The organism is Flavobacterium agrisoli (genome assembly GCF_016522065.1).
GTDB lineage: Bacteria > Bacteroidota > Bacteroidia > Flavobacteriales > Flavobacteriaceae > Flavobacterium > Flavobacterium agrisoli.
Map to the genome: position 1 here is coordinate 20,284 of NZ_JAEHFV010000001.1, position 19,796 is coordinate 40,079.

Annotated in this window: 19 protein-coding genes, 3 tRNA genes and 1 pseudogene; 3 read left to right on the forward strand and 20 right to left on the reverse strand. The window is 36.2% G+C overall.

Annotation, left to right across the window (positions count from 1 at the left end; genetic code table 11):
- Window positions 1-3: 3 nt before the first annotated feature.
- The 3 genes from bshA to I5M07_RS00105 all read right to left on the reverse strand — a co-directional run bounded on the left by bshA (window position 4) and on the right by I5M07_RS00105 (window position 3,213).
- A complete protein-coding gene (bshA, locus tag I5M07_RS00095) occupies window positions 4-1,140 on the reverse strand; it encodes an N-acetyl-alpha-D-glucosaminyl L-malate synthase BshA (RefSeq protein WP_200104139.1) in 1,137 nt (378 codons plus the stop codon).
- 85 nt (window positions 1,141-1,225) lie between these two features.
- Entirely contained in the window at window positions 1,226-1,987 is a 762-nt protein-coding gene (locus I5M07_RS00100; RefSeq protein WP_200104141.1) for a C40 family peptidase, read from the reverse strand.
- A gap of 47 nt (window positions 1,988-2,034) precedes the next feature.
- Window positions 2,035-3,213 (reverse strand): acetyl-CoA C-acyltransferase, encoded by a 1,179-nt coding sequence (locus I5M07_RS00105; protein ID WP_200104142.1) that lies wholly within the window; start codon window positions 3,211-3,213, stop codon window positions 2,035-2,037.
- 240 nt (window positions 3,214-3,453) lie between these two features.
- Between I5M07_RS00105 and I5M07_RS00110 the strand changes: the two genes are divergently transcribed.
- The 3 genes from I5M07_RS00110 to I5M07_RS00120 all read left to right on the forward strand — a co-directional run bounded on the left by I5M07_RS00110 (window position 3,454) and on the right by I5M07_RS00120 (window position 3,734).
- Window positions 3,454-3,537: transfer RNA gene (locus I5M07_RS00110), tRNA-Ser, on the forward strand.
- Window positions 3,538-3,553: 16 nt separating this feature from the next.
- Window positions 3,554-3,628: transfer RNA gene (locus I5M07_RS00115), tRNA-Pro, on the forward strand.
- Window positions 3,629-3,660: 32 nt separating this feature from the next.
- Window positions 3,661-3,734 (forward strand) — tRNA-Arg (locus tag I5M07_RS00120).
- 730 nt (window positions 3,735-4,464) lie between these two features.
- Here the strand turns inward: I5M07_RS00120 and I5M07_RS16085 are convergent.
- From I5M07_RS16085 to I5M07_RS00205, 17 genes and pseudogenes are all read right to left on the reverse strand, one after another.
- Window positions 4,465-5,247 (reverse strand): annotated as a pseudogene (locus I5M07_RS16085) (recombinase family protein); the annotation flags it as partial.
- Window positions 5,248-5,538: 291 nt separating this feature from the next.
- Entirely contained in the window at window positions 5,539-5,823 is a 285-nt protein-coding gene (locus I5M07_RS00130) for a hypothetical protein (protein WP_200104143.1), read from the reverse strand.
- Window positions 5,824-5,827: 4 nt separating this feature from the next.
- Window positions 5,828-6,865: a hypothetical protein gene (locus I5M07_RS00135; protein WP_200104144.1), complete on the reverse strand. Its 1,038-nt coding sequence runs from the start codon at window positions 6,863-6,865 to the stop codon at window positions 5,828-5,830.
- A 24-nt stretch (window positions 6,866-6,889) separates the two neighbouring features.
- Window positions 6,890-8,053 carry a hypothetical protein gene (locus I5M07_RS00140; protein ID WP_233621894.1) on the reverse strand — a complete coding sequence of 388 codons (1,164 nt, stop codon included), beginning with the start codon at window positions 8,051-8,053 and terminating at the stop codon, window positions 6,890-6,892.
- Window positions 8,054-8,078: 25 nt separating this feature from the next.
- Window positions 8,079-8,930, reverse strand: a complete 852-nt coding sequence (traN, locus tag I5M07_RS00145) for a conjugative transposon protein TraN (protein ID WP_200104145.1) — start codon at window positions 8,928-8,930, stop codon at window positions 8,079-8,081.
- Between the two features lie 10 nt (window positions 8,931-8,940).
- Window positions 8,941-10,227 carry a conjugative transposon protein TraM gene (gene traM / locus I5M07_RS00150; protein WP_200104146.1) on the reverse strand — a complete coding sequence of 429 codons (1,287 nt, stop codon included), beginning with the start codon at window positions 10,225-10,227 and terminating at the stop codon, window positions 8,941-8,943.
- Between the two features lie 270 nt (window positions 10,228-10,497).
- Entirely contained in the window at window positions 10,498-11,124 is a 627-nt protein-coding gene (gene traK, locus I5M07_RS00155) for a conjugative transposon protein TraK (RefSeq protein WP_317191299.1), read from the reverse strand.
- 12 nt (window positions 11,125-11,136) lie between these two features.
- Window positions 11,137-12,342, reverse strand: coding sequence for a conjugative transposon protein TraJ (gene traJ, locus I5M07_RS00160; protein ID WP_200104149.1), 1,206 nt, complete (start codon window positions 12,340-12,342; stop codon window positions 11,137-11,139).
- A gap of 4 nt (window positions 12,343-12,346) precedes the next feature.
- Window positions 12,347-12,982, reverse strand: coding sequence for a TerB family tellurite resistance protein (locus I5M07_RS00165; protein WP_200104150.1), 636 nt, complete (start codon window positions 12,980-12,982; stop codon window positions 12,347-12,349).
- Between the two features lie 11 nt (window positions 12,983-12,993).
- Window positions 12,994-13,608: a hypothetical protein gene (locus tag I5M07_RS00170; protein ID WP_200104151.1), complete on the reverse strand. Its 615-nt coding sequence runs from the start codon at window positions 13,606-13,608 to the stop codon at window positions 12,994-12,996.
- Between the two features lie 10 nt (window positions 13,609-13,618).
- Window positions 13,619-14,302 carry a conjugal transfer protein TraI gene (locus I5M07_RS00175; protein ID WP_200104152.1) on the reverse strand — a complete coding sequence of 228 codons (684 nt, stop codon included), beginning with the start codon at window positions 14,300-14,302 and terminating at the stop codon, window positions 13,619-13,621.
- Between the two features lie 13 nt (window positions 14,303-14,315).
- Window positions 14,316-16,784 (reverse strand): TraG family conjugative transposon ATPase, encoded by a 2,469-nt coding sequence (locus I5M07_RS00180; RefSeq protein WP_200104153.1) that lies wholly within the window; start codon window positions 16,782-16,784, stop codon window positions 14,316-14,318.
- Between the two features lie 17 nt (window positions 16,785-16,801).
- Window positions 16,802-17,125 (reverse strand): DUF4133 domain-containing protein, encoded by a 324-nt coding sequence (locus I5M07_RS00185; protein WP_200104154.1) that lies wholly within the window; start codon window positions 17,123-17,125, stop codon window positions 16,802-16,804.
- Window positions 17,125-17,463, reverse strand: a complete 339-nt coding sequence (locus I5M07_RS00190) for a DUF4134 domain-containing protein (RefSeq protein WP_200104155.1) — start codon at window positions 17,461-17,463, stop codon at window positions 17,125-17,127. The genes I5M07_RS00185 and I5M07_RS00190 overlap by 1 nt, the downstream gene beginning before the upstream one ends.
- A 123-nt stretch (window positions 17,464-17,586) precedes the next feature.
- Window positions 17,587-18,048 carry a hypothetical protein gene (locus I5M07_RS00195; protein WP_200104157.1) on the reverse strand — a complete coding sequence of 154 codons (462 nt, stop codon included), beginning with the start codon at window positions 18,046-18,048 and terminating at the stop codon, window positions 17,587-17,589.
- A 243-nt stretch (window positions 18,049-18,291) separates the two neighbouring features.
- On the reverse strand, window positions 18,292-18,486 hold the full coding sequence (locus I5M07_RS00200; RefSeq protein ID WP_200104159.1) for a YqaE/Pmp3 family membrane protein: 195 nt from the start codon (window positions 18,484-18,486) through the stop codon (window positions 18,292-18,294).
- A gap of 100 nt (window positions 18,487-18,586) precedes the next feature.
- Window positions 18,587-19,786 carry a hypothetical protein gene (locus I5M07_RS00205; RefSeq protein ID WP_200104160.1) on the reverse strand — a complete coding sequence of 400 codons (1,200 nt, stop codon included), beginning with the start codon at window positions 19,784-19,786 and terminating at the stop codon, window positions 18,587-18,589.
- Window positions 19,787-19,796 lie beyond the last annotated feature (10 nt).

Consider the following 19,796-nt stretch of genomic DNA (forward strand, 5'->3'; position numbering starts at 1 on the left):
TTTTTATAACTTATAATCGTTTATGGCTTTTTCGTACAAAGCTTCGTATTTTGGAAGAATGTTTTTAATGTCAAATTTTTTAGCTACTTCTAAAGCATTCGCTTTAAATTGTTTTAAAGTAGCATCATCTTTTAAAATACTAATGGCATTTTGTGCCATTTCGTCTACATTTCCAACATCACTTAAATAGCCGGAATATCCGTTGAAATTAACTTCGGGTAAACCGCCTGAATTACTTGAAATAACAGGAACTCCCAATGCCATCGCTTCGAGTGCGGCTAAACCAAAACTTTCGGTTTCGGAAGGCAATAAAAATAAGTCGGTTAAGCACAAAATTTTGTCAATTTCGTTACTGTTTCCAAAAAAGATAACTTTATCGTGAATGCCTAAATCCAAACACATTTGCTCCGCAACTTCTTTTTCGGGACCATCGCCCACCATCATTAATTTGGCTGGAATTTCTTTCTGTATGGTATAAAATATCTTGATGATATCCGGAATTCGTTTTACTTTTCTGAAATTACTGATATGCGTAATAATACGTTCGTTGTCTTTGGCCATGACCACACGTTGACAAGGCGATTCGGTATCTTTGTAATTCTTTTCGATTTCAATAAAATTAGGAATAACTTTTATTTTATTCTTGATTTTGAATAATTTAAGCGTATCGTCTTTTAAACTTTGCGAAACCGAAGTGACATAATCCGATTTGTTGATACTAAAGGTAACCGCTGGTTTGTAAAAAGGATGATTTCCTACTAACGTAATATCGGTTCCGTGAAGCGTTGTTATCATCGGGATGTAAATGCCTTCGTTTTTAAGCATTTGTTTCGCCATATAGCCTGCATAAGCGTGAGGAATAGCATAATGAACGTGTAAAACCTCAATTTTGTATAATTTTACCATATCGACCAATTTGCTAGATAAAGCCAATTCGTACGGCTGATAATGAAACAAAGGATATTCAGGTACATTTACTTCGTGGTAATGCAGGTTTTCGTTCAAAAGTGCCAAACGCACAGGTTGTCGGTATGTGATAAAATGGATTTCGTGACCACGTCTTGCTAACTCTAATCCAAGTTCGGTAGCGACAACGCCACTTCCTCCAAAGGTTGGATAACAAACAATTGCTATTTTCATGTATACTAATTAGAATTACAAAATTAATTAAAAAAGCCTTTTTATATTTAATCGGCATTTGATAGCGCTACAGGCTTTCTGAAGTCTATATTATTTTTTTTATAACGCGAAGTTTGTGGGTATGTTTGTTGATTTCGGGATTGTAAATACCGAGGTGATCTAGTCTGTCAATGCGTACTTTTCCGCTGGCATGAATGATGTAGTTGTTTTCCATGATAATACCAACATGAATAATGTTTCCTTCTTCATTATCAAAAAAAGCCAAATCGCCTGGTTCGCTTTCTTCGATAAAACTCAACGCTTCTCCTTGCAAGGCTTGTTGCGAAGCATCTCGGTCAATTTTATAGCCATTAAGTTTGTAAACCATCTGTGTAAAACCTGAACAATCAATGCCAAATGGTGTTTTTCCACCCCATAAATATGGCGCATTTAAGTACATAAAAGCGGTACTTATTAGGCTTTTTTTTGGTTTCATACCGCTTTTTTTAGTTCCTTCGTATTCAAAAAGGGCTGTATTTATTTCGGGATGATTTAAAAAAGACAAACTTGCTCCTAAAGGAATAGGAAGCAAAATATTGTTTGGCGCGGTAATATAGTCGATTAAGTCGGCATTTAAAATTATAGCATCTGCAGATAAATCTTTGTAATTTTCATCCGATATAATCTGGTATTGTTTAGAATCCACCCATCCTTCGTAACCATCAAATTGAATTTTAATTTTAGACCATTGATTAATTTGTTCTAAAATTTCGAAATGTTCACCAAATAAAAGCTGAGTAACAATTTCGCTTTTATCACTATTTTCTGAGCGAACGGGCACGATGGCAAGATTGCAAATTCCGAACATTTAGGTGGTTTATTAAAATTAAAAAACGTTATTTAAATTAGAAAAGTTTAGGCTCTTTCGAGAACAATTGCAGAAGCACCTCCGCCACCGTTGCAAATGGCAGCTGCTCCAATTTTAGCATTATTCTGGTCTAAAACATTGAGAAGCGTTACTATGATTCGGGCTCCAGAGCATCCTAATGGGTGGCCTAACGAGACGGCACCACCATTTACATTTACTTTGTTAGGGTCTAATCCTAAAATTTTTGCATTAGCAAGTCCCACAACAGAAAAAGCTTCGTTGAATTCGAAAAAATCCACCTCTTCTTGTGAAATTCCTGCTTTAGCTAAAGCTTTTGGTAGTGCTTTTGCTGGACTGGTAGTGAACCATTTTGGCTCCTGAGCTGCATCTGCAAAGCCTTTGATATAGGCAAGAGGTTTCAATCCTAAAGCAATTGCTTTTTCTTCACTCATCAATATTAGTGCTGCTGCACCATCGTTTATGGTAGAAGCATTTGCTGCAGTAACCGTTCCGTCTTTTGTAAAAACAGGATTTAAACTGCTAATTTTGTCCAATTTTACATTGGTATATTCTTCGTCTGTAGAAACAACTAAGGGTTCGCCTCGTCTTTGTGGAACTTCAACCGGAATTACTTCATTAGTGAATTTTCCCGTTTCCCAAGCTTTCGCACTTCTCTCATAAGACTGAATTGCAAAGGCATCTTGTTCTTCTCTCGAAATTTTGTATTCAGTAGCGCATAAGTCAGCACAAACCCCCATAGGATTATGGTCGTAAGCATCTGTTAAACCATCTTTTTGCATACCATCGATGATGGTGGAAGGTCCGAATTTAGTTCCATTACGCATTTGTATATAATGCGGTATCTGACTCATGTTTTCCATTCCGCCTGCCACGACGATTTCGGCATCTCCATTAGCAATGGTTTGTGCGGCCAACATTACGGATTTCATTCCAGAGGCACAAACTTTATTCACAGTAGTGCAAGGAACCTCTTGGGGTAATCCGGCCAAAAGGGCGGCTTGTCGAGCGGGCGCTTGTCCAACCCCTGCCTGAATAACATGGCCCATAAAAACCTCTTCAACTAATTTAGGGTCTAATTGTATTTTGTCTAGTGCGCCTTTAATAGCTATGGCACCTAATTTGGGTGCTGAAATGGTAGATAAACTTCCCATAAAACTTCCGATTGGAGTTCTAGCAGCAGCAACAATAACGACTTTTTTATACATTTTAGAGGGTAAATTAATTAGTTAAGCAAATTTAATCTTTATTTGTTCAAATTCCAATTTTGCGGGTTTCTATTGTGATTTTTAAAAAAAGGTAAAGAAAGTTTATTCCTATTCGGTTGATAGTGAACTTCTTTAAGAATGTTTAGAAATTAAATCAAAAAAAAGCATAAAAATAGTTGTCAGAAATAGAATGTTGTGTTACATTTGCAACCGCAAAACAGAATACGTTCTTTTAAGCAAGGAGAGGTGCCAGAGTGGTAATGGAGCAGATTGCTAATCTGTCGACGAGCAATCGTCGCCAGGGTTCGAGTCCCTGTCTCTCCGCTTTATAATTTGCATTCGGGGTGTAGCGTAGCCCGGTTATCGCGCCTGCTTTGGGAGCAGGAGGCCGCAGGTTCGAATCCTGCCACCCCGACAAAAACTTTATCATTTAGTTTTAAAAGAAATGGACGCATAGCTCAGCTGGATAGAGCACCTGCCTTCTAAGCAGGCGGTCGAAGGTTCGAATCCTTCTGCGTTCACGTAAGAGGACAAATCAGTTTTTTGCTGATTTTGTCCTTTTTTTTTAGCGTATAACTCTTTGTAAAACAGCAACATAAGTCGCAAAGCCTCGTTGATTTTAGTGGTTCGAACTTCATTATTTTCAAAAGTAAATTTTTCAGGAAACATCGAACCAATTATCTTTCTTTTCCCTTCTGTTGATGCTTCTTCGTAAAGTTTATCTAGTTGTGAAATGTTACTCAGTGCTCTATTTAGAAGAGGATCAACATTTATCATACTGTCGTTTTGGGTAGTCAGTTGTGCCTCCAATCGATTTATATTGTCTGCTGTTTCAATTTTTATCTTTTTATAATCATCAGCATCCAAATCACCTGCTATTAATAAGTTTCTAGCTCGAGTTAATCTTTGATTCTCTAATTGTAGTTTTTCTTTCAGTAGTTCAGTATCGCTTCTTTTGTATTTCATTTTACTGTTATATACCGAAGTTATCATCTGTTTATAAAGTTGGAGGAAAGGTAGCGGTCTAACATATTTTCTAATCTCTTCAACAATTCCTTCATTAACCACAGGCGCTTTTTCTCTAAATGTACATCCATTTGTACAATGATAATAATAGTAATATTTGTGACGTCCTTTTGAGGCACTTCCTGTAAGTACTTTACAACATTTTGGGCATAAAAGATATCCTCTTAATGGTATTGCTGGATCAACTGTTATAGTAGTTCTTTTGATTTTTTTTCGGCCATCGAGTACATCCTGTACTTCATAAAATAGTGACTCAGTAATAAGTGGCTCATGTTGTCCTTCTACTAAATGAGCTTCTTCATCTTTGTACTCATTAATTAAAACTTTACCAATATAAATAGGATTTCTAAGTGCTACCCAAAAGCCACTACGATTGCATTTTAGACCTTTTTTCTTTGCAACTTTCCATATTTGCTCCGTATGAATTTGTCCTTTAGCAATTTCTTCAAATACCCAGCTCATTATTAATGCTTGGTCTTCTTTAATGGCAATATACTTTTTTCCTGTTTCCGTAATTCTATTGATGTAACCTACAGGTGGTCGTCCCATTACACGACCTTCTTTTTTAGCTCTGCGCATTCCGTTGAATACATTTAATGCACGGCGGTCGTTTTCTACTTCTGGTGCTGCAAGGTAAAACGCCAACATCATTTTATTTTCGGGTATAGTCAGATCTAAGGGCTGTTCTATTGCCTGGGGTTCAACTCCTAAATTACGCAGCGTACTGATCATTTGGTAGGAATCTCCCGCATTTCTGCTGAATCGATCCCATTTTGTAAAAAGAATTAAATCACAATGACCCCTACGTGACCTAAGTTCTGATAATAGTTTTTTCCAGGCTGGACGGTTAAAAGTTTTAGCCGAATGATCTTCAGTTACCATCTTCCGAATTTGAATGCTGTTCATTTCACAATATTTACGCAAACGTTCCTCTTGATCACGTTGAGAGTAACCTTTGTCGGCCTGTTCGTCAGTACTTACTCGGATGTATAGATCTGCAATTTTCATAAGTAGTAGATTATTTTATGTATTTTTTACAGGAAGTAATTTTAGTCTGTAAATTTACGTTTTTTTGCTGATTTAGGTATGTATCTACTACAATTTCAGCCATTTCATATAGAAATGTAGTTATAATTTCAGCTTGTTCTATGCTTACTAGAATACCGTCCCTTCTAAGTAATTTAACTGCTTCGGCAGGTGATATTTTATCTTTTAGATTTACATTCATTATGAGCCTCCTTCCATAAATAAAAAAAGCCCGAAAGCCGGGCTGGTTGTTTTAAAAAATTATTTCGTTGTTCAAATTGAAAAGTAAATGGTGCTTTTTTGATTCCTGTTTCTTTTTGGCATATATGAAATGTAACCATATTCATTAAGCTGTCGTATGCACTTGTGGTAGGTAGCAGGGCCACTTATTTTTGCAATTTGCATAATTTCGGATCTGTATACTTTAATTGGGTTGATAAATCCATTGTCAGATCTATATTGAAGAAGTGCAGCGTAAATACCAATATGGGTGATGCTGATCCGGTAATCTTTTTCAATAGCTTTGAAAAAATCTGACAAAGGTTTTAACTGTTCCATTTCTTTATATTTTTTGGGATTTTGTTTTGAGGTTGTGCAACGGCAATTCTGAATTAATCCTTGTTTTAGTTTGAGATTTTTTATTTACAATAGTAGAAATAGAAGATTTTTTATCATCCTTGCCATAGAAGTTGAATGACCTAAACTGCGGGTTGGCTTCAATCAAAAATTCATATTCTTTTTTATTTTTGATAATAATAATCTTCTCTTTGTTTCCATTTTTTAGTGAGGCTATGAATTTTTCTTTATCATCACTGGATTTAAATTGCTTCATAGGTAGCTGCTGTAACTCTTTGACCAGATTGTAATTGTATTCGGAGTAAAATTCTTTAATTTTATATTTGTTAGAGGAATCCTTATCATTAAAATCCATTTGAATCCAAGAATCTTTGCACTTTACAGCTCTTCCTGATAACAGATTATAGGCCTGAGTAATATTTTCACAGTATCCGTTTTTAAGTTCAAAGTAATACTCTCTATTTTCTTGCTCATTAAATTTGTTTTCAATGTTTGTTGTAAAGCCGTTGATTTTATATAAACCAGTTTCACTTTTAGAGAAGAGAATGGTATGATCTATTTTTTGATATTCATTTATGTGATAGGAGAGAGGAATGGTAAAACTATCTTTATCTTTTATGCTATTTTCTTTTATTTTTTGAGATAGATTTGGAAAACCTAAGCGCTGCACTTGATCGTGCAGCACTTGAATGTTTTCTTGTTTTAACTTCTTTTCCTTTCTAATTACTATATCATTTTGTAAATGACTAGCTGTTTTCCGTAATAGTCTTACTATAAAATTAGGATAGAGTTGTTTTGAAATCCTGCTTTTTTCTATGTTTAAAAAACGAAGGGTTTGTTTTTCATCAGTGTTTTCAGTAAACTTGTATTTGGCAGCTAGTAATTCGTACTGTCGCAATTTCTCCTTAAGAAGTGGTTGATTATTCGCAGCGGATATTGCTAATAAATTGTAAAAGCGCATTTCTCTTTCCTGCCATTGTTTCAAATCATTTTCAATACGATTATTGACTAACATTTCCTCCATACCATCCTTTTCTTATTTTAATCTTTACATGGAATTAGACTGCTTTCTTCTTTTTTTTTTGGTAGGACTGTTTTTTTCTGAAGAATCGTCAGCAGTAGTCTCGGTTTTATCTTTATTAGACTGCTTTTTTGATGTTTTTTCACTTTCAGATTTTTGCTGATCGTTAGTTTCTCTCTGATTAATACGCTTATGATTTTCGTCGTAAATAGTAATCGTTTTAAACTGAGGATTGGCTTCAACAAACATTTTACTTTCTACTTTACCCTCCAAAAAAGTAACCGACTGAAGATTACCCTTTTTAAGGGAATTCATGAGGTCATTTTTGTATTCCGGCGTAAGTAGTTCTTTAATTGCATGTTTGGAAAGACTCGCTTCCAAATCATATCCATAATTTTTATGAAATTGATTCATTTTAAAGTTTCCAGCATTGTCAGTTTGCTTGAAATCTAATTTTAACCAAGCATCATAACCTTCTCCTTCTCTTGTTTTAAGTTCTTTATGAACTGCTCGCCCCTCCATCAGATTATAAGCTTCCTTCATAGTGATACTGGAGTTGTCTTTATTGATATAAAATGTCTGTTGCATGCCTGGCTTGTTCTCCTCTTTTTGCACATTGACCTTGTAGGAATTAAAAAAGTACATATCAGTTTGTTCTGATTTCTTAAAGTTCAATTCTACATTCACAATGTCCTTATTTACGGCACTATTATTAATGATTCCTGAACGAAGAATTTTGAAATCATTATCCCCTTTGTTCATATTTTGTTTTAGTTCTCCATCGAACGTTTCGCCCATTCCAGAATATTTTAACTGGTGTTTTAAGTATTCAAAATTTTTCTGATTCATAACGTTTTTATTTAAGTTAATTTCTATTGATTTATTGTTATTTATGAGTATATCAGCCCTTTCAGTAATATTAATTGTCATATCACTTTTAGTATCTACTGTTTTTTGCATGACTTTTTTTAAATTGTTTATCAGTTTGTATAAAGGCATACTTTTAAAAAAGTCTGTGTCATTTGGTCCCACAAGACAATTATCTGCTGCCCCTGCTGCGGTTCTAAAAAACTGTATGGTATCACTATCAGTGAGTTTAATTACTGGAAAGGTTGCGTATCGGTATCCATACGAAGCCATTTCTTCTGCAAATGAGGACAAAGTTTCGATCTCACTGGCTTTTACTTTCATAGGGTATATTTAAAGAGTTGTAAAATTAAAGTTGATCACCAATGGGTAATATTTGAGAGAGTCGATTATTATTAAGATTCAACTCTACATGCCTACCTCCTTTTTTTTCGATCATCTCAAGAGTCAAATACTTTTTCTCGGGTATAGTGAATTTTTCAAGAGCAAATACTTTTACAACAGCCGAATTTTCAGGTAGGACAGTGGATTTGGCCGAGGTGTAAAGGGGCAGGATTTCAATTTCTTGAGAGGCTGTACGTTTGGATTTTTTCTGGTCTCTTATAAAAAAACGCAGCTGGTCAATTTCATAACTTATGCTGGAATTATTCTCAAAAACCACCCTGAAATACATCACATCCCCATCTATGAAAATGCCATTAATCTGTAGGCCTATCTGGTATTTTGAACGTTTGATACCACCGACTTTGCTTTTTTTAGATAAGGCAAGAGTGGCCATTTGCTCAATTTTTTTCTCATTTTCATTTGTTGTTGTAAATAAAATTTCTTTGTTGATTGCCACCGCATTATCGGCTTTTACATGCAAATCTGGACGTAGTTCATCGTAATTAAGTACAAAAATATACAGCCTTCCATCAGCCGTTACAGTAGTGAGATTCGTCTGGTAAAAATGTTCTTTTAAGGCTTTTACCAATAAAATGTTCTCCAGCGCTTTAGCTTTTTGCACCAAAATTTCAGCACTTCCTATATCCACACTTTTGATGGCGTAGGGAAAAACGATACTGGTTGTTTTGGAAAAACCTATTCTCAGGTTTTTGTACTGATTTTCATAGAAGTCTGTTTCTTCTGCATTGAATTGCGCATGTATTGAAATCCAGGATAGTGATAAAAGTAGTAGAACCACATAGTTAAATTTTTTCATTTTTTCATTTTTAAGGATTTATAATTTTTTGCTTTTCATCGCTCAACAGTACTTGATAGCCCGCCTTAACAACCACCTTAATGAGTTTTACTTTTTTACTCATTAGGCTTTTGGCTGCCTCAATACCCATTCCTGCAGCTTGCGCTCCCCAAGAATCTGATATTCCAGTTAATCCCATAGTTTGAATAGAGCGATCTGCTGAGGCTTTGGCTACGTCCCTATTAATAGCTCCGGGTATATAGACACCCTCAATACCGTCAAGATCATAGACAGCTAAATCAACCGGAAAAATGGAATTTTGATATTGGATAGCGGTGATTTTGATTTCCAATCGTTCACCTTTCAAAGATGCCATGCCATATAAAAAAGTATTTTTAGGAATAGTTTTACCTTCAATAGCAATATCATTTTTCAATCTTAGTTTGACAACCGATCCGTTTACGATGGTTTGTGTCTGATGAATAACCGCTTCAATAGCATTTGGTATTTGGGCTTCCAAAGACTTCTGTTCTAGAGTAAAAAAAGCATTAGAAGTGGGATCCCCTTCCAAAATTTGATGCTGATTCCAAGTACTGATAGTAGGACCTTCCATCTTTTTTGTGACGGATAATGATTTTCCCTTTCTGGTTTCGGAGCCTTGTTTTAAACGTTCCTCTACACGCTCTGGATGCTGAATATCCAATATGTTTTCCAACATACCGCCTAGTTGCTGCAACTCCGGGTCTGTTTTTGCTGGCGCTTGTAAAGCCGACATCAACTCTTCTAGTTTTTTTACCTCTGTGGATTCTTTTTCGGGAGAATCGTAATTTTTAAACTCGTTCATATCCTGATTATACCTTTCAACTTCTGGTCGGCTTATTGCTTTTTCAAGAGCCCTGAGCTTTTCATAAACTTTCTGCTCCTTGTTGTCCTGTAGTCCAGTTGTGTTCAAACCCGACTTGTTTTTTGGGAAATCGAGGTTTTGTGGATCATTTGACGAAACGAATTCTTCTTCGATACCACCAAGGTTCCTTGAATAGTTTGGATCTTTTTTGTATTGCTCTTCCAGCTTTAATGAATCAACAGCCGCCTGATGGTAGTAACTCATCTTGTCTAGTTCTGAGTCGTCACTTAATTTTGGTAGGGGCAATTCAAAGTTGAAGCCCTTTTTTCCATTACTTTCGACAACTTGAGCCTCCATTTTGCCTCCTCCTAATGTGTAAAATAAAAGCGTTATAAAAGGGAGTGTTATAAGAGGCAAAACAAATAACATTTTACGCTTTTTAGCTTCTTTTGCAGAAATAGTTTTTTCTTCCATAGCTTTACTTTTTTAATTATTTGATCTAATTATTGATATTTTTTTTGATTGTAATTCAGTAGTTTCTTTTCTAAATGTTTCGTAGATATTGTAGATAAAATAGCCAGAAGTCAATAAAACAAATAACACTAGTAGACCGATTAGTTTTTTCCTAGAAAGACCTCCAGTGAGATTACTCATCTTTTCAGCCCATTTTCTTTGAACCCACACAGAAAATTTATGCGGCGCGAAGGTTTGGTTCCTTTTTTTATTTGGTAAATGCATAAGTGATCACTTTCTATTTTCCATAGACAAATCTTTGTTTTCGATAGTTTTGAATCTTTCGATTAAAAAACCATGTGGATTATGATCACTTCTCGATACATTTCGTAGCGTTCCTTCGGTAAGTAGGCTTCTTCTTAAAATACTGGTAGTGCGGATGATGTTTTGTTTTGCATAGCATTTAAATTGGTAGGGGTATTGTCCAATTTCAATTTTAATGCTATCAATTTCTATTGTTTGGCTGATATTTCCTGAAATGATTCCTGCGTAAAAATTATTCTCCCTCAAATCATCATAGATGCGTTTGGCTCCGCCATCTGCTAAATAAAGGGCCTTTGTGATGTTGGTTTTAATCACCTTATCATCGGGATCTAAGGTGAAGAAATAATAGTGAAAATTCTTTACATGGTCTTTTGCTTCCACTGGTATATTCTCTTTACGTTCAGATGCGTAAGCTTCTAACACCTTGCCATTAGCCAAAATATATACTTTATCTTGCATCAGTGTAACAGCTTGGAAACTTTTAAAGATTATGAAGCTGCAAATGATTATGCAGCCGCTAACGACCAAAAAGGAAAACCCTCTAACATAGCGGAAAGCAGTATCTATATTTTTCATTTTGGTAAACATTTGCATTGCTTTTTTAAATTATTTAGAATTTCCTGTGAGCTTCTCGCTCATATAATTACCTTTTTCGTGAAAGTAAGGGCTACTAGATGCAGATGACGACATACTTTGAGCAATTTTCCCAGCTGAATTTCCCATGGAATCCATTACCATAGTTGCTCCCTGAGAGGATTTTGAAACCGTTGAGACCACCGAGTTTCCAAACAAGCTCGTTACTTTTTGTCCTAGTGCCCCGCCACCCCCAGCATGTACAATATAATTGGCAACAGAAGGAACAGTAAAATACCCTATGATACCGATAATCATAAAAATTAGATACGCGATATCTGTTCTACTGAAAAATGTATCTCCTGAATTTTGTACTTGGGTTAGATCGAGTTGGAGCATCAGTTCTTGAATCTTACCAATAATGCTTCCGAAGATGTTGGCAACAGGAAGCCATAGGTAAATATTGATGTACCTGGCCAACCAAACCGTTAGGGTGTGTTGAAAACCGTCAAATACCGCTAATCCGAATACCAAAGGGCCAAGAATAGACAGAACAATCAACTGAAATGTCCTAAGGGTATCGATGCATAGGGCAGCTGATTCAAATAAGATTCTCAGGACTTCGCTCATCCATTCTTTAACGGAATTTCTGAAATTGTACGAAGCCTTTTCCATAGCAAACTTAACATCATTACCGATTCCTGCTACCAAACTTTCATCCGATGGGTCAGCGCCTTCATGTGTGTATTGATACCAGCGATCCCGATCTCCACTACCAGTAACACCTACATACATCTTCCAAGGATCTGTTTGCTTGAGCGCTTTTTCTTTTTCCTTCAAAAGCACCGCTATGGCGTTATTTGACCCTGATACCAGAGCAGCTGTGGCTGTAACAGTAGGTTTCATCACACCGTTGATCAGTGCCAGTACAGAGGGAAATATCATAATGCAAAATCCGATGACAAAAGGGCGGAAAAGCGGATAAAAATCAATAGGCTCTGCATTGGCAATATGGCGCCACACCCGCATTGCGATATACCAGATTGTTCCGAATCCGGCTATCCCCTGACCAACTGTTAATAGATCACTGCACAAAGGCATCATCTCCTCATACAGTTGGTCTAATATGCCATGAAGGCTCTTCATATCATCTGCTAGCGCTTGGCTAAAACCTGCTGCAGGCCAAAGTATGCAAAGCACAACTAAAAGAGGAGTTGTTTTAAAATCTTTAGCTTTCATGTTTTTAGTCTTTAAGTTCATATAAAGAGGCAGAAGCCTTAGTATCACCGGCTTCTTTTGCGCGTTGTATGGCTAGAATATGGGATGTTGCGTTAAAGTCTCTTAGAAATAAAACTTTTTCCTGCATCTCTACATAAATTTTATCCACGGCCTCGAGTCGCTCGTCATCTGTCATTCTGAGTTTATCCGCCGTCACGACCATGGAAAGCTCGTCCAGATTTCTCAGGCTCTGATTTAAAAGGTTTCCATATACCTTTTCAAAATATCGGATTTCTTGAGCAGTAAAATTTGTCGATTTTAAAAAACGATTAAGCCCCGATTTGCTTTCTTTGACCAGCAAAATCTGGTACTGTACAATGTCACTGATCCTCTTATAGTTCTTTACCGCTGGGCTGACTTGCATTAGGGCATCCAAGAAAGTTTGATGCAAGCTAAAATTGCCCTCTGTCATATCTTTAACCATTTTGTAACCACCGTTTAATAGTTGGTACCCTTTTTTCATATCACTCAATATCTTCTTGAACTGAGATAGCTTTTCGATATTTAAAATCAATTGCTGAATTTCAGCAGACTGCGCTTTGGCTCCCATAGGAAAAAGAGCAGTAGACAACAGCATTAGCAGTATCACTATTCGTTTCATAATAATTTGATTTATAAATCCAGAAGGTCTTCAAAAGTTTTGGCATCCCTTTTATCGGTTGCCTTTGATAGCGATAATAATTTAGCATCACTAGAGAATCTTTGGCAGAAAATGTAGTTGTCCATCATGGTAACATACAATTTGTCAATCCTTGCAAAACGTTCATCGTCTTTAAGTTCCAAAGCATCACTTGTAGTGATGATCAAAAGTTCGTCGAGCGTATTGCTGCAGTTTTCAATTAACCTGTCAAAGGAACGCGTGATATAATCAATTTCATCACCGTGGAACAGGTCCACACCTTTTAAATGGGCAGTCGTTTTGTTACAAAGTTTCATTATTTTAAGCTGCAACGAAATGATCTGAGCAATCTTGTAATAATTCCGGATTTTGGGATTGATTTTCGCAAGAGAGGTAAAATAATCGCCGTGAAGATTAACTTCTCCCTTTTTAACATCACCAATAAGATTCAGCCCTTTCGATACTACCGAATAACCTTTTTTAGCGTAATCGATGTATACCTCTAATGCTGCTATCTGAAGAATTAATTCCTTTCTATACTTAGCTTGACTTTGAATGCTTTGGTGAAATAATACAAGCGTAAGCAAGAGTAAAACACTTTTTTTCATATTATTTAGTTTAAGGAATTCCGTAAAATTGTTTCACCTGATTTACATCGGCCTTAGTTTTGGCTCTTTGAAGACTCAGTAACACATTCTGCTGGTTAAACAACATTAGATCGTCATAATTGGAATTGATCTGGTCTGCCGACTTATTGATAATTTCAAGCCGTTTTAGATCGCTCATCTGAGTAGTGAAGGAATCTAATATGAGAAAGATTTGATCAATGTTTTGTAAACTTTGCTCCAGTATTCCAGTGTAGACTTTTTCCATATACTGCAGTTCATTTTCCTTGAAGTTCCTGTCTTGCTTAAAGAGATTCCAAGCCTTTTCGTATTGCTGTACAAGTAAGGTTTGCTTTTTGGTGATCTCTTTGATGCGCTGATAATAGGTAATGATTGATTTTACTTTTGCCAGCTCTTCGTAATACCCTTTATAAAGGTCTTTCTGCCTCTTTGTCCACTCTGAGATTTCATCAAGTTTTAATTTTGAGAGTACGTTTTCCACCTGCTTCTGTGCATTCTGAAGCCAAATAGTTTTATTCTGTAAACGCTGGATTCTCAAATCGATCGCTTTGATTACTTTTTTAGTTACAAACTTTACGATTTCCAGTATCGGCAGTGCCGCTGTCTTTTCTACTGGTCTGACTGGAGCGCTGACGAGTAGCAAGCATATCAGACAGGATACTATTTTCGTTTTCATCTTTCCTTTTCATTTAATTTCCATTTCTCATCTCATCAGCCAGCGCTGCAATTCCTTTTTTTATATCGCCCCCAAATTTTGAAGCGTAGGCATTCATTTTTACTTTCTCTGTTTCTTCCGTAGTATAAGCCAAATATTCTTCTAGGGACACTTCGGTTCGGTATACTTTTGAAAGTGTACCACCCAGCGAGATAAAAACTTCTTTGTATTTCTTACTTGGATCATTAGCTTTATTTACTGAAAGCACCAGTGCTTTTTCTTTATCGGTTAGCCCTAGAAGTTCCTGGATCTGGTCAAATTTATTTTGATACTTACTTTGATCCAGTAGTATTTTACAGTCGCTATTGTTAATGATGGCCTGTTTGACTACCGGGGAGGAAATGATATCTTCGACCTCTTGCGTGACAACGATTGCTTCTCCAAAAAATTTGCGAACCGTTTTAAAAAGATACTTCAGATATTCTGCCATTCCCTCACGTGCTATGGCTTTCCATGCTTCTTCTATAAGGATCATCTTACGGATGCCTTTAAGTTTTCTCATTTTGCTGATGAAAACTTCCATAATGATAATGGTCACCACCGGAAATAATATCGGATGATCTTTAATGTTATCCAATTCAAAAACAATAAATCTTTCCTTTAAAAGATTTAGATTCTCTGTAGCATTCAACAAATAATCAAATTCACCACCTTTATAGTAAGGGCGTAGCACGTAGAGAAAATTATTCACATCAAAATCTTTTTCTTTAACCTTATCACCCTGGAGAACGGCAAGAAAATCTTCTTTCAAAAATTCATAAAAGCTGTTAAAACACGGAAAGATTTCAGTATGGGTATCCAGTTTATCGTAATACAGTTGCAGGGCATTAGACAGAGCCACATATTCGCTTCTGTTGAAAGTTTCATCATCTTTCTTCCATAAAGCAAGTAATAGAGTTTTGATACTTTCCTTTTTCTCGGTATCAAGATTATCACCTTCACCGATATAAAACGGGTTAAAACGAATAGGGCTTTTTTCATCATAGGTAAAATAGTATCCTGACACCATATCACACAAACCCTTGTAGCTGTGTCCAACATCCACAAGTACAATATGCGTTCCTTGCTCATAATAGCTTCTAACCATATGATTGGTAAAAAATGATTTACCGCTGCCTGAAGGTCCCAGGATAAATTTATTTCTGTTGGTACAGATACCCTTTTTTACGGGTTCATCGCTAATATCCACATGTACGGGTTTCCCCGTTAATCGATCTCCCAATCTGATTCCCACTGGACTAAGTGACGATAGGTAACCTGTTTCCATATTTAAAAAACAAACTGCCTGCTCAGAGAAGGTATCAAAAGTATCGTTCATGGGAAAATCGGCAGCATTGCCCGGCATCCCTGCCCAATATATTTGGGGCGCCCCTACGGTTTCCTGTTTTGCAGCAGCGTCCATTTGAGCCAGGGCAGAAGAAACCTTGTTTTTAATGTCCTTCAATTCCTCTTTATCCTCGCTCCATGCCAATACATTAAAATGCGCTTTAACTGGTAAGCGTTGCTGCGAAATAGCTTCATTTAGGAAATCATTGACCGCATCGCGCGCGATCATATTCTCACGACTATAGGCAGATAAAGATTGCAGTCGCAGTCTTTTACTTTCAAGTTTTTGCATCGTCTTTTGGGGATCCTCAATAAACAGGTACTGGTTATAAATGTGATTACAAGATAACAGCTGTCCAAGAGTGGACGCAAAACCAATACTGAATTTGGTTTTATCTGTGGAATAGCGGTCAAAGTTGATTCTAGATCCACACAGCCCCGGTAAGTCAGCGGCATCGCCAAGTGTAAATAGCTGGCAATATTTGTTACCAACCTGCAGTCCTTCGCTGAATTTAATATCGGAAAAAATAAATGATTCTTCCCTTCCGGCTAAAAAGCAGTATTGCTCTAGAAGTCCCAATTTACGACTTTGACTTTTAAGTTGCACATTGGGAAGCCGCATCATTTTTATAAAGCCGCTGTCTTCTATAATCCTTTTAAATTGTCCACAAGCATCCCAAAAGTCCTGCAAGATTTCTGGTTTTAGTGTTTCATCAGGAGCAAGAGATTTTCGGATCAGTGTTGAAAATAGTGAAGAGGAATTCTTTCTGTCGGCAGGTTTTTTAGTTAGCATGATATAGCAGCAATGATCTAGAAAAGGCCTTTCGTTAAAAAAACGTTCGCTGGCTCGACTTAAAAAGCTGTTGTCCTGATTTGAAAAATCTCCACTGTAACAACTTTGAAGGAACCAATCCTGCTTGTGAAAGACGCAATGTTTTGGAAGTACCTTTATCGCTTTAATCCACGATTGGTGGAAAGATTCATATTCCTGATCCGATAGGGTAAAAATTTCTGGTAATTCGACCTTAAAGACAACGGTTATGTCCCCATGTTTTGATATTATACAGTCATGCTCGATATCCATAATCGGAAGCATTTGTTCCATTCTTTTCTCCATCTCTCTTCATTTTATGCTTAATCTTCTTTACTGAATTTCATAAAAACGCTTCTGCTATACACTTTTAAACATTTAGGAAGTTGTTTTCTCGCTAGGGCTTTCATCATTCCAAATTCCCCGTACTGTTTACTCATTTTGTAAATTTTCATTACCAACCCAGTTCCTAGTATCCCTATAAGAATGATGCAAATCAGCGAAGGAACCCCTATAATGTACATTACGGCAAAGAGAATCATTAAAAGAACCACACCGCCTCCCAAATACCAAATATATTGTGCCTTGAGCCCCTTGAATTCGATACTCTGGTTGATACCCTTGTTAATGTGGTAAACGCTGTTCATTACACGCCAAAAAATGATTTTATGACCGTTGCCACTACCACTAAAAAGACACAGCTGCCAAACCAAGCTGCTGCTACTTTTCCGGTATCAGGATCACCAGCATTCCATTTTTGGTAGACCTTAACAGCACCTATCAAACCTAAAATAGCTCCTACAGCGTACATCAGTTCCGTACCTGCATCAAAATAACTTCGCACCTTTTGGTTCGCCTCGTTTATTCCGGCTACACCATCTTGAGCAAAAGCATTTACTTTGCCCAATATTGCAAAAAGAAAGGAAGTGATAATCACTTTATTCTTTTTCCAAAAACATCTTACGTTCCATCTACATTTTTTCATCTCATATCATTTTTAAAATTACTTTGGTATAAAAAGCAGAGGAATTCGCTGTTGCAGCTCCTTATCATTGTCACATCAAGCCTACCGCACAAGAGAGAACAGGGAACATTCCTCTGCTGAATTTCAAAAAACACTTCTTTCCCAGAGACTGTTCGCCTCACTGAGTGTTAATTGAAAGGGGGGATATTTTGAAGATTCAGCTACTATTAGTTCGTTAATGTTGTCTTTTAGTGTGGAATTTTTCACAAAAGGGTAGTCTTCAAGCAGCATGCATACATAATTTTCAAATTGTTCTTTGGCAAGCCCTTTCTCAATACTTTCTATAGTGGCCTGCTGTATTTTGATAGCGAGTGCTTCCGCATCTTCTAAGGTGTCAAAGGATTCTGAAAAATTCGATTTCAAGGACGTTTTTTCAATTGAATCCTTTGAAGGAGACTTATTAAAGGAAAATTTAAAGTTTTTTTGACCAGAAATGATTTTTTGAAAATCGCCTCGGTGGTACTTATATAGTAGAGCTAAATACCAAAATAGTATCGCAAAAAGCATGGCAGTAAGAAAACTGCTCCAGGTGATGTTTGTAAACATAATTCATCATTTTTCATTCGACATCTTTTTCTCTTAGTAAAACATCATGGCAAGAAAGGTGCTTGATTAATTTCACAAGTCAAAGGAACGATTACAATGGGTTTGCTACAAGTACAACTTTATCTTGTACCTTTTTGTACCCTTTGTGAAGCCTATATTTTATGGGGTTTATACCTGCTTAATCAAAATAACAAAGCCTGAGATTTTTTTTATCTCAGGCTTGATGAAGATTTTGTGCTATGCTTATTTACGCATGGATTTCAATATTTTGGCTGTACGTTTGTTTGCTCTTGAATTTTGCAAAGAGCATACTGCCCAAATAGCAGCTGGAATCCAGCCTATTAACGACAATTGTAAAATAAGGCAAATAATGCCAGTAAGAATCTTTCCTCTAAATAGAAAAGAAATAAATGGAAAAAAAATGGCTATTAATGTCATGGTGATTGCATTTTAAAGGTTATTAAACTTTGGAAAACGAAAGCTCTTTTTAAATGGTTTGAAAATTTTGGTGACACAAAAAAAAACAGGTAGGGACTATTTAATAGGATCTGATTTTTTTAATCATTTTCTCTAAGCCTGCAATGGCTGTTTCTTTGTCTTTTTCCTCTGCGTTATAGGACTTACTTCGGACCGATTGATAGGATAGATCTGTTTTAAATCCCGTGGATAAATAGGGGATTATGGTCTTAAACACCAAATTCATTGAACGTGCCTTAATAATTCTTGCTTCATCGGCGGCTCTTAAAATCAAAGCAAGCTGGTCTGCTGAGAGATCGCACTCCACTTTTTGTTCACTAGAGGGAATAGTGGTAGTATTGGGAGCACATTTTTTAGCTACATCTACACTACTTAATTCGCTTTTTTTCTCCCAATAGTTTATTTCATGCAAAAGTGATTTGGTCAAAACCAATTTGATATTTTCTTGCATAGGGTCAAAATTAATTTTATCATTACAGTTAATGTGAATTAAATCTTTATAAAAGAGATGTAGGACATTGAGTTTTTCAGCATCAGAAACAGTGTCTTTTAAATTTTCCAAAATGCTACTTAGTAGATATTCTGTATATTTTACGCTGTTAAAATTCTTCTCAATTAATACTTTATCCAATTTCGAAAAAACCGATTTGCATTCACAGTAGCATTGCGAACTAGCTAAAGCATGTAATAGCTCCCGTTCATAAATGATTTGTCTAAAGGTGATCTTTCTTCTAGATTTAAAGTTTAAACACTCTTTTAAAAGGGATAGGATCATTTCTCTTTTAAGGGTTTGAGTCTCTATACTGGGTAGTAAGGTTTTAAGTTTATTTAGTTTTGCATTTAGTTCCCTGCCAGAAACTGCTACATAGGTGATTGGAACCCGTTCATCTAAACTGAGGTAATACGAAAATCGGGTTTCAACAAAAGACAGTAATTCATCTAACTTGCTGACTATATATTCAAACAGTTTCATTCTGGTACTGTTGCTGGGATTTTTATGGTTATGAAATTCCATAACCGTATCCAATAGGAAGATGAGATTGGAATGGTATTTGCGAACCAACAGTCTAATTTGCCTCTTTCTTGTCATAGAAAAAATTTCATTTTTAATTCGTAGTTGTATTTTATCGGATTCTTTGTCAATATTTTCAGAAATAATTGCCAACTCTTGATCTGAGAGGAGTATTTGCGCTCCTTTCTTTGGATTTAATTGCTCCATAATCAAAGAATCCAGCCATTGTAAAGGATAAACATTACTCATGATACTTATT